This window comes from Ochrobactrum sp. PL_is483 (assembly GCF_055816855.1).
Window position 1 is genome coordinate 80,208 of record NZ_JBVPGS010000020.1, and the last position, 14,963, is coordinate 95,170.

Consider the following 14,963-nt stretch of genomic DNA (forward strand, 5'->3'; position numbering starts at 1 on the left):
CATGGAGAAAAGCTGGAACAACAAAGCCTGGTTCATGGTCCTGCCGGTACTGGTTCTCGTCGCCTTTTCCGCCGTCATTCCGCTGATGACGGTAGTGAATTATTCGGTGCAGGATACGTTTGGCAATAATCAGTTCTTCTGGGCTGGAACAGACTGGTTCGAACAGATTCTTCACTCCGGCCGTTTCTGGGATGCGCTCGGGCGCAATCTCATTTTTTCGTTCGTCGTTCTGGCTATCCAGATCCCGCTTGGCATCCTGATAGCACTCAACATGCCCAAAAAGGGTTTCTGGGTTCCGGTGTGCCTCGTCACCATGGCGCTCCCCCTGCTGATACCATGGAACGTGGTCGGCACGATCTGGCAGGTTTTCGGACGCAGTGACATCGGCCTGCTCGGCTATTACGCCAACTGGCTGGGGCTGGATTACAATTACGTCAACGATCCGTTCGATGCCTGGGTAACGATCATCCTCATGGATGTCTGGCACTGGACCAGCCTCGTGGTGCTGTTGTGCTATGCAAGCCTCGTCTCCATCCCCGATGCCTACTATCAGGCTGCAAGGATTGACGGAGCCTCGCGGTTCTCGGTGTTCCGTTACATCCAATTGCCCAAGATGAAGCGCGTTCTCCTGATCGCTGTTCTGCTTCGTTTCATGGACAGCTTCATGATCTATACCGAACCGTTCGTGGTGACGGGCGGCGGACCGGGCAATTCGACGACATTTTTGTCGATTGATCTGGTCAAGATGGCGCTCGGACAGTTCGATCTTGGCCCGGCGGCGGCCATGTCGTTGATCTACTTCCTTATCATCCTGCTGCTGTCATGGGTGTTCTACACGGTCATGACCAGCCACGATCAGGAGGCATGAGATGAACGCCGTACAAGGAACCTCTATGGGCAGCGTGAATGCGATTGCACCGGACGCCAGCACCGTCAGACAGCGCGCGAGCAGACGCGAGACGTCGCGGTTTGGCTGGCTTATACCGACAATCTACATCATATTGCTTCTGATCCCGATCTACTGGCTCATCAATATGAGCTTCAAGACCAATCAGGAAATCCTGACGTCGCTGACGCTGTTTCCGCATGAGCCGACGCTGCAGAATTATCGCGCCATCTTCACCGACTCTGCCTGGTATTCGGGTTATATCAACTCGATCATCTATGTTGTCATGAACATGGTGATTTCAGTTTCGGTAGCATTACCTGCGGCCTATGCTTTCTCACGCTACCGGTTTCTGGGCGACAAACACCTGTTCTTCTGGCTCCTGACCAACCGCATGGCGCCTCCGGCTGTGTTTGCCCTGCCGTTCTTTCAGCTCTATTCGGCATTCGGGCTCATCGACACGCATATTGCGGTCGCACTGGCGCATTGTCTGTTCAACGTGCCGCTGGCGGTGTGGATTCTCGAAGGCTTCATGTCCGGCGTACCGAAAGAAATCGACGAGACAGCCTATATCGATGGCTATTCGTTTCCAAAGTTCTTCGTGAAGATCTTTATGCCGTTGATTGCATCAGGCATCGGCGTCGCGGCCTTCTTCTGCTTCATGTTCTCGTGGGTCGAGTTGCTGATCGCACGTACCCTCACGACCACGGACGCGAAACCCATCGCAGCTACGATGACGCGCACCGTATCAGCCGCTGGAATGGACTGGGGACTGCTCGCTGCTGCGGGCGTTCTGACGCTGATACCCGGCGCTTTGGTAATCTGGTTTGTCCGTAATTACATCGCCAAGGGCTTCGCCCTGGGGAGGGTCTAACATGTTTCATATGCCTGACTTCTCATGGATGGCCTGGACCTGGCAGACCGCAGCTTTTTTCTGCGGTATCGCCGCCCTCCTCGTTGGAATGGGCGTCTGGGAATATGCCTCCCCCGGAGGGGCGCCACGCAATGGCATTCTGGGGTTCGAGACGACGCGCGGCGACCGATTGTTCGTGTCGCTGCTCGGCAGCGCATTCATCAATCTGGCATGGCTGGGGCTGGTTGGCCCTAACCTATGGTGGGCTGTCGCCCTCTCGGTGGTCTACGCCATTGGCGTATTTCGCTTTGTTTAAGAAGTCCGAAGCGGAACAGGTCCGCTTCATGCAGTAGTGGGCCGGGGGACATACCGCGCCCGAAAGTCGATATGCACTCGCAAGCTTTGGGAGGATCAACATGCGACGGCATCGAATGACAACTACGGCACTCATCGTGCTGGCAATGACAGGCGCAGCTTCAGCGGGAATGGATGAGGCAAAGCAGTTTCTCGACAAGGAAATCGGTGACCTTTCATCCCTTTCACGCGCCGACCAGGAAAAGGAAATGCAATGGTTCATCGATGCAGCCAAGCCCTTTCAGGGCATGGACATCAAGGTTGTTTCCGAATCCCTGACCACCCACGACTATGAATCGAAGGTGCTCGCTCCCGCATTTACCGCCATTACTGGCATCAAGGTCACCCACGACATTATCCAGGAAGGGGACGTCGTCGAGAAAATCCAGACCCAGATGCAGACAGGCCAGAATCTTTATGACGGCTGGGTCAACGATTCCGACCTGATCGGCACGCACTGGCGGTATCAGCAGGTTCGCAACCTGACCGACTTCATGGCGAATGAAGGCAAGGACGTTACCAATCCGGGCCTCGATCTGGACGATTTCATCGGCAGCAAGTTCACCACCGCCCCGGACAAGAAGCTCTATCAACTTCCCGACCAGCAGTTCGCGAACCTCTACTGGTTCCGCTATGACTGGTTCAACGATGAAAAGAACAAGGCCGATTTCAAAGCCAAGTACGGTTATGACCTCGGCGTTCCGGTCAACTGGTCGGCCTATGAGGATATCGCCGAGTTCTTCACCGGCCGCGAAGTCGACGGCAAGAAGGTCTACGGCCATATGGACTATGGCAAGAAGGACCCGTCACTCGGCTGGCGCTTTACCGATGCGTGGCTTTCCATGGCTGGCAACGGCGACAAGGGCCTGCCGAACGGTCTGCCGGTCGATGAATGGGGCATCAAGGTCGATGAGAATTCACGCCCGGTCGGTTCATGCGTCGCGCGCGGCGGCGACACCAACGGACCGGCTTCCGTCTATGCGATCCAGAAATATCTGGACTGGATCAAGGCCTATGCTCCGGCGGAAGCGCAAGGCATGACCTTCTCGGAATCCGGCCCCGTCCCCTCGCAGGGCAATATCGCCCAGCAGATTTTCTGGTACACGGCCTTCACGGCGGACATGGCCAAACCGGGTCTCCCGGTCGTGAATGAGGACGGGACGCCCAAATGGCGCGTTGCCCCTTCCCCGCACGGCGTTTACTGGAAAGACGGCATGAAGCTCGGCTATCAGGACGTTGGTTCATGGACGCTGATGAAGTCCACGCCTGATGATCGCGCCAAGGCCGCGTGGCTCTATGCGCAATTTGTCACGTCCAAGACGGTCGATGTGAAGAAGAGCCATGTGGGACTGACCTTCATCCGCGATTCAACGATCCATCATCAAAGCTTCACGGATCGCGGACCGAAACTTGGAGGTCTGGTCGAGTTCTATCGTTCCCCGGCCCGAGTGCAGTGGTCGCCGACCGGCACCAATGTGCCTGACTACCCGAAGCTCGCGCAGCTTTGGTGGCAGGCAATCGGCGATGCGTCTTCCGGCGCAAAGACGGCGCAGGAAGCGATGGATTCTCTTTGCGCCGAGCAGGAAAAAGTTCTCTCACGCCTGGAACGTGCAGGGGTGCAGGGTGATATCGGACCGAAACTCGCCGAGGAACATGACATCGAGTTCTGGAACAAGGATGCCGTTTCCAAGGGCAATCTCGCTCCACAGCTGAAGATCGAAAATGAAAAGGAAAAACCAACCACCGTCAATTACGATGAATTGGTCAAGAGCTGGCAGAAGTAGGCTGGCGTAAAAACTCCGTCGGTCGGCCTCATACGCCGACCGGCAGCCTGCGCCGGATTATTTCGTGACGATGGACCTCTTAGATCACCGCCCCGCAAACCGCTTAATTACATTCCCTTACGACATATAATTTTGAATATACTTACATTGACAAGAAAAACTGCATGATATCCTATTCCAATGCTGCGTTTTACCCACGCGGCTCACCATAAAGGGAGGACAGAATGGATATCAGGCCGTCTATATTTGCCTGGACTTTGACTTGCTCGCTGGCAGTATCCGGCGCCGCATTCTCGCAGGAATCCCGCACGAAAGTCATCCTCGACGCGGACATGGTCGAGCTCTTCGACGATGGCACCGCCATGCTTCTGCTCGAGCGCGCGCCCAATATCGACCTGCTCGGCGTCACCGTCGTGTCCGGAAACACACCCATGCCAGCCGGTGTAGCCGCAGGCGTCCGACAATTGGAGGCGCTGGCTTCCGACGTTCCCATCTATGAAGGCAGCCGATACGGCATTCGCAACTGGCGAGGGAACAAAGCCACGCCGGAAGTGCTGGCAGCCGAATTGCAAATCAGCCCCATCACCGGCTGGGGCGGCTATCTGCGACCGGATGCGGGCAACGAGATCGACGCCGACCCCACGGCAAACTGGGCCGACGTTTACAAGCACAAATATGGCGAGGCGCCATCCTATAAACGGGTATATGGTCTGGATAATCCTGACCCCGACGGCAACAGGGACGCCGTCGATTTTCTCGTCAACACCGTCAACAAATATCCCGGCCAGATCAAACTGGTCGCTATTGGCCCGCTCACCAATATTGCCCGCGCCATTCTCAAGGACCCGAGCTTTCCGTCGAAGGTCGCCGAAATCGTCTATATGGGCGGTGCTTTCTATGTGCCCGGAAATTCGTCGGCATCGGCGGAATTCAACTGGTGGGCCGACCCGGAAGCCGCCAAGATCAGTGTCCGAGCAAAATGGGGCGATCCAAATTCCGAAACTTTCAAGGCGTATGGAAATCAGGTGATCTCGGGTCTGGAGGCCAATGAACATACGGGCGGAATGCCGGAAGACCTCTATCGGAAAATGGTCGACGGCAGTGTTCCGGGCATTCAGAAGCTTTGGCTTGCCCGAGAGGAACGGATCAAGGCGAAGGGCGGAACCACTTTCGGACCTGATAATGTATGGGACCTGTTTGCAGCCGCCTACGTCATCGACCCGTCGATTGTGCTTGCATGGAACAATGCGCCTCGTCCCAAGGATGGAGCAGCGGCGCCCGCCACCGGTGTTTATGTGGACGTGAACACTGAGATGGGGCTGGACTATGGCCGAAGCCTTGCTTTCACCAACAATGACATTGGAGGCGATGCCGAAGCAAAGCCGGGACCGGTCGGCACGCAGAAAGCCGCCATTCAGAACTACATCGATGAAGACAAATTCTGGAAAGAGATCGTCGTCCCGCTGACAACCGCCACGAAGAAATAGGCTCCAAGCCAAACCCGGCGCGATATTGGAATATAAAACGCCGGGTTAAAGCCTTTCAGGGCGCGGTCAGCGAATGCGCCGCAGCAACCTTTCGCGATAGGTATCGACAATCACCGCGAGGATAATCACCGTACCGATAATGATCGGTTTGTAATTGTCACCTATGCCGAGCAATTGCAGGCCGGTCGCCAAAACCTGCAGGATGCAGGCACCGGCCAGCGTGCCCACGATTGATCCCTTGCCGCCGAAAAGACTTGTTCCGCCGATGATGACGGCTGCGATCGCGTTGAGTTCATAGCCGACGCCCGCAATGGGGCTGCCGATGTTCAGGCGCAGGAGATAGACAATCGCGGCAATACCGGCAGTGACGCCGGAAATGACAAACGCTGCGATCTTGTATGCATCGGGATTATGCCCCGAAAGGCGCACCGCCTCATCATTGGCACCGACCGCATAGATCATGCGACCGAAGACCGTAAAGCGGAGGACGAACCAGCCGACAGCGATCACAGCCACCGCGATCAGGAAGATCGAGGGCAGGAAGCCGCCGACTATCAGATTGCCGAAGTCGACAAACCCCTGTGGAAGCCCAGTGATGGTGGAATTGTTCGAGACCACACGTGCCGCACCGGCGGCGATATTAAGCATGCCGAGCGTGACGATAAACGACGGGATTTTCCAGTAAGTCGACACCTTGCCGTTGATGAACCCGCAAAGCCCGCCGACGGCAATACATGCCAGAACGGCCAGCGGGATCGACAAGGCAGGCTCCAGACCGGAGGTCATGATAAGTGCGCCCACGACCGTGCATAAGGCAAGCACCGAGCCAACGGAAAGGTCTATGCCGCCGGTTAGAATAACGAAGGTCATACCGGCGGCAAGAACCGTGTTGATCGCGATCTGAACGAAAATCTTCAGCGCGTTGCCCGACGTCGCGAAATAGGGCGCGGTGAAAGAAAATACCAGTGTTATCAGGATCAACGCCAGAAACACGCCGGCATCACGCAACAGGAAGCGCTTCAGCTTCTGGCGATCGCCAGCATCGGATTGTTGGACAGATGGAGAAGTGGGTTCCGTCATGCGTGAACATGCTCCTGATAAGCGAGCGAAAGAATACGTTCCTGGTCGAATTGCGACCGGTCCAGTTCTCCCACCAGTTTGCCGTTGGAGAAGACGATAATGCGATGACACATGCCGATCAGCTCTGGCAGGTCCGAGGAAATCATGATGATTGCCTTCTGGCTGGCGGCCAGCATCCACAGGAGTTGATAAATCTCGCGTCTGGCGCCGACATCAACCCCGCGCGTCGGTTCATCGAGGATCAGCGTGGACGACCCGCGAAACAGCCATTTTGCCAGGACCACCTTTTGCTGATTGCCGCCGGAAAGATTGCGCACCGGCGTGTCGATGGATGCCGTCTTGACGCGCAACCGCTCGACCAGCTCAGCCACTGCACTTTTTTCCACGCGGCCATCCAGCAAGCCGCCATGCGAGATTTTTTTCAGGTCGGTGAGCGTGGCGTTGACATAGACAGGCATGTCCAGCAGCAGCCCCTGGCTCTTGCGGTCTTCAGTCAGGAAACCGAGACCGTTGCGCACCGCATCGCGCGGGTCGCGAATATTCACCGGCCTGCCATCAACATCGATTTCCCCTGCCGACCTTGGATCGGCGCCGAAGATTGCGCGCATCACCTCGGTACGGCCTGACCCGACCAAACCGGCTACACCGAGAATTTCTCCATGGCGCACCGAAAACGAAACAGGCGGGGCACCGTTGTTGCGCTTTACATCCCTCACCGCCAAAGCCACGGCACCAGGCTTGATATCAGCGTTGAAGCCGTATTCATCCGCGATGTCGCGGCCGATCATCATGCGCACCAGATGCGGCACACTCAACCCTTGCAGGTCTCGCGTCTCGACCAGACGACCATTGCGCAACACCGTTACGCGGTCACCGATCTCGAAGACCTCGTGCAGACGGTGGGAGATGTAGATGATCGTGACACCTTTCGCCTTCAGGCGCTTGATGATCGCAAACAGCCGCTCGATTTCCGGCGGCGTCAATGTCGCCGTCGGCTCGTCCAGAACCAGTAGTTTGCTGTCATAACCAAGCGCCTTGGCGATCTCGACCAATTGCATTTGCGCAACGCCCAGCTCCGAGACCGGCATCCGCGGATCGACCGCCAGACCGACCTCGGCCAGAAGCTCTTCGGCGCGGCGGTTCAGCGTTGCCCGATCCATGATCCCGAAGCGCCTCGGAAGACTTTCCAGCATCAGATTTTCGGCGATGGAAAGATGCGACAGCAGGTTGAGTTCCTGATGTACGATGCGGATACCCTGAACCTGCGCGTCGTGCGGGGTCTTTGGGTTATAGGGCCGGCCGTTCAGAAAAATCTCGCCCGCGTCGGGCTGATATATGCCCGCGAGAAGCTTGATGAGGGTCGACTTGCCGGCCCCGTTTTCACCCAGGATGATATGTGTCTCGCCACGCTGCAGTTCCAGCGTGATACCATTCAACGCAACCACACCCGGAAAGGTCTTGCCGACATTTTCCAATCTCAAAATGGCGTCGGCTGACTGCATGTCTGTTCCTGCCTGCCGGGTGGAGAAGAGCGGCGCCTGACGCGCCGCCCCATGATTGGCAATTTTTTAGAGATCCTTGGCGGTGATGAGCTTGATATCCGTCTTGACCCAGCCGGAAAATTTCTCGCCCGCCAGTTCCTTCAGCCCGTAATCAATGCCCATGGCTGCCATCTGCGCACCGAATTGATCGACGGTGGCCAACATCTTGCCATCCTTGATCAAAGGCTGGACGGCAGGAATATTGTCGAAGCCCACCACCTTGATCTGCCCCGATTTTCCAGCCGCATCCAACGCCTTCACGACGCCGAGCGCCATGGAGTCGTTGGCTGCCATCACACCTTGAATGTCCTGATACTGGGTCAGGAAATTGGTCATAAGCGTGTTGGCTTCTTCCGTTTCCCAATGCGCGGTCTTGGAATCGAGCAGTGTCAGGCCGCCCTCGGCCACGGCATCATCAAACCCTTTCTTGCGCTCCTTAGCATTGTCGGCTTCAGGATTGCCTTCCAGAATAACCACCTTGCCGCCCTTGCCCAGTTCCTTGGCAAGAGCCAAGCCAGCGAGCTTCGCACCCTCGCGGTTGTCGGGACCGAAAAAGGCAAGATCGACACCGGCCTGCTTTTTCGCCTCTTCATCGAGCGCCACGTCGATGTTGATGACCTTGATGCCAGCTTCCAGAGCCTTTTTGACCGGCGTCACCATGGCCTTGGAATCCGCCGGGGCAAGCACGATCACATCGAACTGCTGCGTGACGAAATTCTCGACCGCATCCACCTGGGCAGCGAAATCCCGCTCGTCCTTCATGCCGACGGCGGCAAAAGAGAACTTGTCGGTGTTTTTGGCGGCATAATCCTCGGCGCCTGCCTGCATCTGCTTGAAGAACTCATTGGCGAGCGACTTCATGACCAGACCGACTTTGGGCTTGTCCGCCGCAAAAGACGGCAAGGACGGTAGAAGCAGAGCACCGGCGCCCAGTGCGCTCGATGTTATAAACTGGCGCCGTGAAATTGAAACCCGACCCAGTCCTGTAATAATTGAACTTTTAGTCATGAATTCCTCCCCTCACTTCAGTAAAAATCTGCCGTGTTACTGCAGCCTAGTGCCGTGAATGTAATACTGTCAAGACGGCAAGATAGAGGGAAACGTTCACGGTTTCAGAGTGCCCTGACCGGCTTGACACAGCAAGACCGATGACACTTCTCATCACAATATCTTCGGAGTGTTAGGAGGAGTTGACTGCCCCTATGGGAACCGGCGGCGGACTTATCGGTTGATGTCGACGGCGGGCGTGAAACCAGCAAGGATAACTGCCATGTACAAGTTCCCGGCAATCGCAGTTTTGGTACTGTCGGCTCTCATTCCAACTGTTCCCGCACATGCGCAGAGCATTGAAATCGGTCCCAACGGTATAGAGGTCAATCCGGAGGGCAATCGACGCTACGGCCGCGAGGAAATCAGCGAACGCAGGGCCGCCAGAATCGCGCGCAGCGAAGGGATGGACGAAGTCGAAAGCATCTCAAGGCGCAGGAACGTTTATATTGTCCGAGGAATAGACCGTCGCGACGATGAGATGCGCGTAGTCATAGATCGCCGCACCGGCGAAGTACTTGAAGTGCGCTAACTGCGCCAAGAATACGTGCGAGCGGGAGCAATCAACAAAAGCGGTTTCCAAAGGCCGCTTTTTTGCCTGAATAACGCCAGGATAGAATTGAATTCCATCCTGCTACCCGCCGGATATTGAGCTACGCAAGCCGGTTTGCGTATCGAACAGATGCAAGCTGTTCGGCATCACATCGAGCCCGACATTATGCCCTTCCCGCAGGCGCACGGAAGTAGGCACGGCGATACTGAAGATATGTTTACCCGCCCGAATTGTAACAAGGCGGCTCTCTCCGTGAAATTCGTTGCGTTCGATCTCGCCGCGAATTTGGCCTCCAGCCTCGTTCAGCCGGAATGCTCCCGGACGGATGCCGACCGTTACCGGCCCCGGCTTCAAGCCGGAAGGACGCGGCAGGCTTATGGTTTCGTCGGCAATTTTCTCCTCGTCCGCGTTCAGCTCGAAGAAATTCATATTGGGCGTACCGATAAATCCGGCGGCAAAAAGCGTCGCGGGCGCCTCATAGATTTCTTCGGGCGTTCCCATCTGCTCTATGCGCCCATCCTTCATCAGCACGATCCGGTCCGCCAATGTCATGGCTTCAAGCTGGTCGTGAGTGACATAAATACTGGTCGTCTTCAGTTCGCGATGGAGATTGGCGATCTCGACCCGCAGGCTTCCGCGCAATTTTGCGTCAAGGTTGGATAACGGCTCGTCAAAGAGGAATACTTCAGGCGTCTTTATCATCGCGCGGGCGATTGCGACGCGTTGTTGCTGGCCGCCCGACAGTTCGGACGGTTTGCGTCCCAGATAGACTTCAAGTCCCAGAGCCGCCACGACCGGCTTCAGCCTCTCGGCTATCGTCTGCTTCGCTATACCCGCGCGCTCCAATCCAAAAACGATATTCTCCTGAACAGTCATATGCGGATAGAGCGCGTAGTTCTGGAACACCATGGCAATACCGCGGTCACCCGGATCGCGATCGTTCACCCGTTGGCCGCCGATCAGAAGATCGCCGCCTGTGATTTCCTCAAGCCCGGCAATCATTCTCAAGATCGTGGATTTTCCACAGCCGGAGGGCCCAAGGAAAACTACAAACTCATGATCGCTGATTTCAAGGTTGAAATCCCGGATGACTTCCTGCGCGCCATATCGCTTCAATATGGACCGACATTCCACGGTAGACATCAGTTTTTCTCCCCGTCCAGGACGATCTGCAGCTTGATGTCTGTCGCACGACCTTCTGCCGCGCGATCGAAAGCGGCAATGGATTGCTCGAATGGAAACACTCCAGAGATCAGCGGCTTGAGGTCAACCTTGCCTGCGGCGATCAGTGCGAGAGCGCGATCGAACACATTGGCATAGCGGAAGACCGTTTCGATCCGGCATTCCCGTGCCGTCGCTGCCGAAATGTCGAACAGGACGGGTTCAGGAGGCAGGCCGACCAGCACAACCGTGCCACCGGGGCGCACTATCTTGAACAAGTCCCGGACGGCTGCTGCGGCTCCCGAACATTCAAAGACGATATCTGCCCCCCAATTTTCGGTAGCATCATTGACCGCTTCAACGATGTTGGTCTCGCCAAGATTGATGCCGGTAATGCCGTCATAGGTTTCTGCAATTTGCAGCTTGGCTTCCGAAAAATCCGAGATCAGAACGCGGGAGCAGCCTCCTGCCAGGGCCGCAAGCGCAACCATGATGCCGATTGTCCCACAGCCGGTCACGACGGCCGTATCGCCGGGATTGATGCGCGCGCGCGTTGCCGCCTGCATGCCGACCGCAAAGGGCTCCACCATCGCGCCTTCTGCAAAAGAGACGTTGTCCGGCAGCTTATATGTGAAATTTGCAGGATGAACCGTTTCGGGGCAAAGGACTCCGTGGACGGGCGGCGTTGCCCAGAAACGCACGGCAGGGTCGACATTATAGAGGCCAAGCTTCGAAGCGCGCGAGAGCGGATCTGGAATGCCCGGCTCCATGCAGACCCGATCTCCGGGCTTGAGATGCCTCACGTTCCCGCCAACCTCGACCACCGTGCCTGCCGCCTCGTGCCCAAGCACCATGGGCTGATTGACCACAAAATCCCCGATACGCCCGTGCGTGTAATAATGCACATCGCTCCCGCACACGCCTACGGTGTGCAATTTGATGCGAACGTCATCCGGTCCCATGTCGGTTGGCAATTCAATGTCGCGCAGATTCAATTCGCCGATGCGTTCCAGAACAAGTGCTTTCATCGGATCATTCCTGATTTTGTTTTTTGGTGAAGACGGCATTTAATCCGCCAGCAAGAAGCCCAAGCAGAATTAAGGGCGGAAGGGAGAGAAGAACGACAGCGGCATTGAGAATGCCCCATGGCACATTCATGCCGAGCTGTGACATTTCAGAAGCTATGATCGGCAATGTTTTGGCGCGAGACGTCGTCAGCATCATTGCCAGAAGGAATTCATTCCAGACCAGTACGAACGAAAAAGCGATGGCGCCGAATATCTGAAATCGGGCTATAGGCAGGGCAATTCGGAAAAAAGTTCCATAACGTCCCAATCCATCGACCCGGGCCGCTTCCTCGACATGGATGCTCACGCGCTCGAACGCGGGAACCGACAACCAGATCGTAATCGATGCAGTAATGATCAGATAGGTTACGATGAGAGACAGGCGGCTGTCGTAGAGATCAAGCGAAAGCCAGATCACCAGCATCGGAATGGCCACTGCCACCGGCGGCAGAAAACGCAAGGACAGAACGAAGAACTGAGCTTCGGCTGTAATCCGGTTCTTGTATCGCGCGATCACATAGGCTGCGGGTACGCCAATCAGAGCGCCAATGACGACAGCGGCCGAGCAGATGATAAGCGAGTTCGTAAGCGCACGCGCAACCGAACGACGATTGAGCACATAGCTCATATTGTCCCATACGGGCTGAAAGAGAATTTTCGGCGTGCTGACCAGAAGATCGGCGTTGGTCTTGAACGCGTTGAGCAGGGTCCACAGCAATGGCAACACAACAAGCGCTGCCGCAAAGACAAGGACCGCGCGCAGAAGGAAGGTCGAAATCTTCATCGGTTCAGTCTCTTCCAGGCGACAGTGAAAATGACGATGGTCAGCAGCATCATGATGACGGCCATCGACGAGGCGTAGGAGATTTTTCCGGACTCGATGAAGCCTTGCGAATAGGCATACATATCAAGCGTTTCGGTCGAGATGCCGGGACCGCCCCGCGTCATGACATAAACGAGATCGAAAGAACGCAGGCTTTCGATGGCCTTGACGAGCAGAAGGCTGATCAGCGGCGTCTTGAGCATTGGAAGGGTGATGAAGCGATGGATTTCCCACCTTTTGGCGCGATCGATGCGAGCCGCTTCCAAAGGTTGGACCGGCAACGCTTCGAGCAGTTTCAGGATGATGACCGCGAAAAACAGACCCCATTGCCAGACGTCCACGAAAGCAACGGCAAGGAGCGCCCCGGCTGGCGTGGAAAGTATATCGGGCGTAGCCCCAGTCAGTTCACGGACAGGCCAGGTCAGGGCGCCATAAAGCGGATGAAAAGCAAACTTCCATACGAATGCTGCGCAGACGCGCGGCAACAACACAGGAATAATGAACAGGACGCAAAGAAGATTTCGCAAGCGCGGGCTGGCGGCTTCGAACATCGCAATACCAAGCCCGATGCCGGTCAGCATGGTAAGTGCCACGGTCAGGACTTCCCATTTCAGCGAAACCCACAATGCGTTGAGAAAACGCGGATCGCTGAGCAGAGCGGCATAGTTCGCAAACCAGACATATTCGGCCACTGGCTGTGACAAGGTCCTGTTCTGCAGCGAAATCGTAATCGCAAAAACAGTCGGAACCAGCGCCAGAATGACGAGAATGAGCAGGGTTGGCCCAAGGAAAAGATATGGGAGCGAGCGTCCACGTTGCATGAACATTCCTTGTCTGAAGGCGGTGACTGCGACGGCCCGGCAGCGTCAGCCGCACGTGGCTTTCAGGGCAGTACCCATCTTGGGAGGCGGGGCGATCTCGACCGATGTGGCCGCGAAACCGCCCCGAACGCGCGATGCCTAGAGCTTCTCAGCGAATGACTGAAGCTCGTCGAGCGTCGACTTGATATCCTTGCGGCTGCCGGTGATAAGTTCTTCCAGCATGATGCCCCACTGATTTCCCAGTTCCTGCCAGCGCGCGTCCTGCCAGAAAGTTACCGTCGTGCGGGCGCCGGTAGCGGCCATTGCATCTGCAAGGTTCTGTCCGAACGTCTCGGCATATTTCGGGCTTCGATAGGTGCTGGTGCGTGTCAATTCACCGGGCTGCCCCGCAGCCAGACGACGGGCTTCCTGCTCCTTGGAGGTCGCCCATGCCACGAAGAGGCCGGCGCAAGCCTTATCCTCGTCCGTCGCATTGGCCTTGGACGCAATTGCAAATCCATGCGCGTAGCCAGCTCCCGGAAGAGGCGTTGGCGGAACAGCGAAAGCGACCTTGTCCGCAACCTGGCTCTGCGCCTTATCGACCGACATGCCGCCAAGGGGAGCCGATTCAATGATAATTGCTACCTTGCCTGCCCGGAAAGCACCGGTGGATTCGTCCCACGAACCTGTCTGGGTGCCGGGAGCGGAATACTTGAAAAGATCGAGATATTCCTCAGTTGCCTTCACTGCCGCGTCAGAGTTGAAAGCAGGCTTGCCATCCTTGAACCATTCGCCGCCATTTGCCTTGAACAGCGGCATCCACCGCCAGACATTGGCGCCTGAGCCGCGCTGTCCGCGCAATGCGGTCCCATAGACGCCATTGTCCGGATCATGCAACTTGGCGACGGCAGCCTTGTATTCGTCCCAGGTCTTTGGCGGCTGGAGGCCAGCCTTTTCGAGCAGATCGGTACGATAGACCATCAGGTCGCCGCCGCCCTGAACGGGTGCAAACCACTGCTTGCCGTCATAAGTGGCAGCCGCACGCATGCCTGCGTCGAAATCGTCGTAATCATATTCCTTGGGATAAAAGCCTTTGAGCGGAACGATCCAGCCCGACGATGCAAACAAGGCGAGATTGGCTTCATCGACATAGTAGACATTGTAGCTGCCTACGGTCGATGCATCCGCCTGTGACTTGGCGCGGCGGTCATTCTCGTTCAGATAGCTGATTTCAAAACCGGCGCCGGAGAGTTCCTCAAACTCGTCCACGTAGTCTTCAAGCAAAGTAAGGCCATCGCGCGGTTGCGCCAGAACTCTTACATCCTTGCTGCAAACCGCAGCCGCCATGGCACTGGATGCGGCAGTGAGCGCTATGACAGCGCAACCGGTACGCAAAAATGTACGTAGCATGTCGTTCCTCCCATTATGTTCCACCGGATGCTCCTCTTCCCCGCATCCTGTGGGTTGAATTTTGTAAAAACGGCGAGAAGGGACTAGTTTGCTTTTTGTCAATAATTGATACTATTT

14 protein-coding genes are annotated in these 14,963 nt (G+C 56.4%); 6 read left to right on the forward strand and 8 right to left on the reverse strand.

The annotated features are described in order from the left end of the window. Nucleotide 1: 1 nt before the first annotated feature. The 5 genes from AC0TNJ_RS01970 (at nt 2) to AC0TNJ_RS01990 (ending at nt 5,364) form a co-directional block, all read left to right on the forward strand. Nucleotides 2-868, forward strand: coding sequence for a carbohydrate ABC transporter permease (locus tag AC0TNJ_RS01970; protein WP_122002156.1), 867 nt, complete (start codon nt 2-4; stop codon nt 866-868). Nucleotides 869-893: 25 nt separating this feature from the next. Continuing rightward, on the forward strand, nt 894-1,760 hold the full coding sequence (locus AC0TNJ_RS01975) for a carbohydrate ABC transporter permease (RefSeq protein ID WP_473770083.1): 867 nt from the start codon (nt 894-896) through the stop codon (nt 1,758-1,760). Between the two features lies 1 nt (nt 1,761). Beyond that, on the forward strand, nt 1,762-2,055 hold the full coding sequence (locus AC0TNJ_RS01980) for a DUF2160 domain-containing protein (RefSeq protein ID WP_473767138.1): 294 nt from the start codon (nt 1,762-1,764) through the stop codon (nt 2,053-2,055). Between the two features lie 100 nt (nt 2,056-2,155). Next, nucleotides 2,156-3,877, forward strand: a complete 1,722-nt coding sequence (locus tag AC0TNJ_RS01985; protein ID WP_473770064.1) for an ABC transporter substrate-binding protein — start codon at nt 2,156-2,158, stop codon at nt 3,875-3,877. Nucleotides 3,878-4,101: 224 nt separating this feature from the next. Further along, on the forward strand, nt 4,102-5,364 hold the full coding sequence (locus AC0TNJ_RS01990; protein ID WP_473770065.1) for a nucleoside hydrolase: 1,263 nt from the start codon (nt 4,102-4,104) through the stop codon (nt 5,362-5,364). 66 nt (nt 5,365-5,430) lie between these two features. Here the strand turns inward: AC0TNJ_RS01990 and AC0TNJ_RS01995 are convergent, their stop codons facing one another. From AC0TNJ_RS01995 to AC0TNJ_RS02005, 3 genes are all read right to left on the reverse strand, one after another. After that, nucleotides 5,431-6,444 carry an ABC transporter permease gene (locus AC0TNJ_RS01995; protein ID WP_122002161.1) on the reverse strand — a complete coding sequence of 338 codons (1,014 nt, stop codon included), beginning with the start codon at nt 6,442-6,444 and terminating at the stop codon, nt 5,431-5,433. Further along, nucleotides 6,441-7,946 (reverse strand): sugar ABC transporter ATP-binding protein, encoded by a 1,506-nt coding sequence (locus AC0TNJ_RS02000; RefSeq protein WP_473770066.1) that lies wholly within the window; start codon nt 7,944-7,946, stop codon nt 6,441-6,443. Before AC0TNJ_RS02000 ends, AC0TNJ_RS01995 begins: the two co-directional genes overlap by 4 nt. Before the next feature lie 66 nt (nt 7,947-8,012). Next, the gene (locus AC0TNJ_RS02005; protein WP_122002163.1) at nt 8,013-8,993 is read right to left on the reverse strand and encodes a sugar ABC transporter substrate-binding protein; all 981 of its coding nucleotides are present in this window, start codon (nt 8,991-8,993) and stop codon (nt 8,013-8,015) included. Between the two features lie 262 nt (nt 8,994-9,255). Here AC0TNJ_RS02005 and AC0TNJ_RS02010 point away from each other — a divergent pair, with 262 nt between their 5' ends. After that, complete coding sequence (locus AC0TNJ_RS02010) at nt 9,256-9,564, forward strand: PepSY domain-containing protein (protein ID WP_473770067.1); 309 nt, start codon at nt 9,256-9,258, stop codon at nt 9,562-9,564. Nucleotides 9,565-9,666: 102 nt separating this feature from the next. On the opposite strand, the gene AC0TNJ_RS02015 is transcribed toward AC0TNJ_RS02010, so the two are convergent. From AC0TNJ_RS02015 to AC0TNJ_RS02035, 5 genes are all read right to left on the reverse strand, one after another. After that, the gene (locus AC0TNJ_RS02015; protein ID WP_473770068.1) at nt 9,667-10,728 is read right to left on the reverse strand and encodes an ABC transporter ATP-binding protein; all 1,062 of its coding nucleotides are present in this window, start codon (nt 10,726-10,728) and stop codon (nt 9,667-9,669) included. Next, on the reverse strand, nt 10,728-11,774 hold the full coding sequence (locus tag AC0TNJ_RS02020; RefSeq protein ID WP_473770069.1) for an NAD(P)-dependent alcohol dehydrogenase: 1,047 nt from the start codon (nt 11,772-11,774) through the stop codon (nt 10,728-10,730). Before AC0TNJ_RS02020 ends, AC0TNJ_RS02015 begins: the two co-directional genes overlap by 1 nt. A 4-nt stretch (nt 11,775-11,778) precedes the next feature. Beyond that, a complete protein-coding gene (locus AC0TNJ_RS02025; RefSeq protein ID WP_473770070.1) occupies nt 11,779-12,597 on the reverse strand; it encodes a carbohydrate ABC transporter permease in 819 nt (272 codons plus the stop codon). Further along, nucleotides 12,594-13,457 carry a carbohydrate ABC transporter permease gene (locus AC0TNJ_RS02030; protein ID WP_122002168.1) on the reverse strand — a complete coding sequence of 288 codons (864 nt, stop codon included), beginning with the start codon at nt 13,455-13,457 and terminating at the stop codon, nt 12,594-12,596. Before AC0TNJ_RS02030 ends, AC0TNJ_RS02025 begins: the two co-directional genes overlap by 4 nt. A gap of 138 nt (nt 13,458-13,595) precedes the next feature. Next, entirely contained in the window at nt 13,596-14,846 is a 1,251-nt protein-coding gene (locus AC0TNJ_RS02035; RefSeq protein WP_473770071.1) for an ABC transporter substrate-binding protein, read from the reverse strand. Nucleotides 14,847-14,963 lie beyond the last annotated feature (117 nt).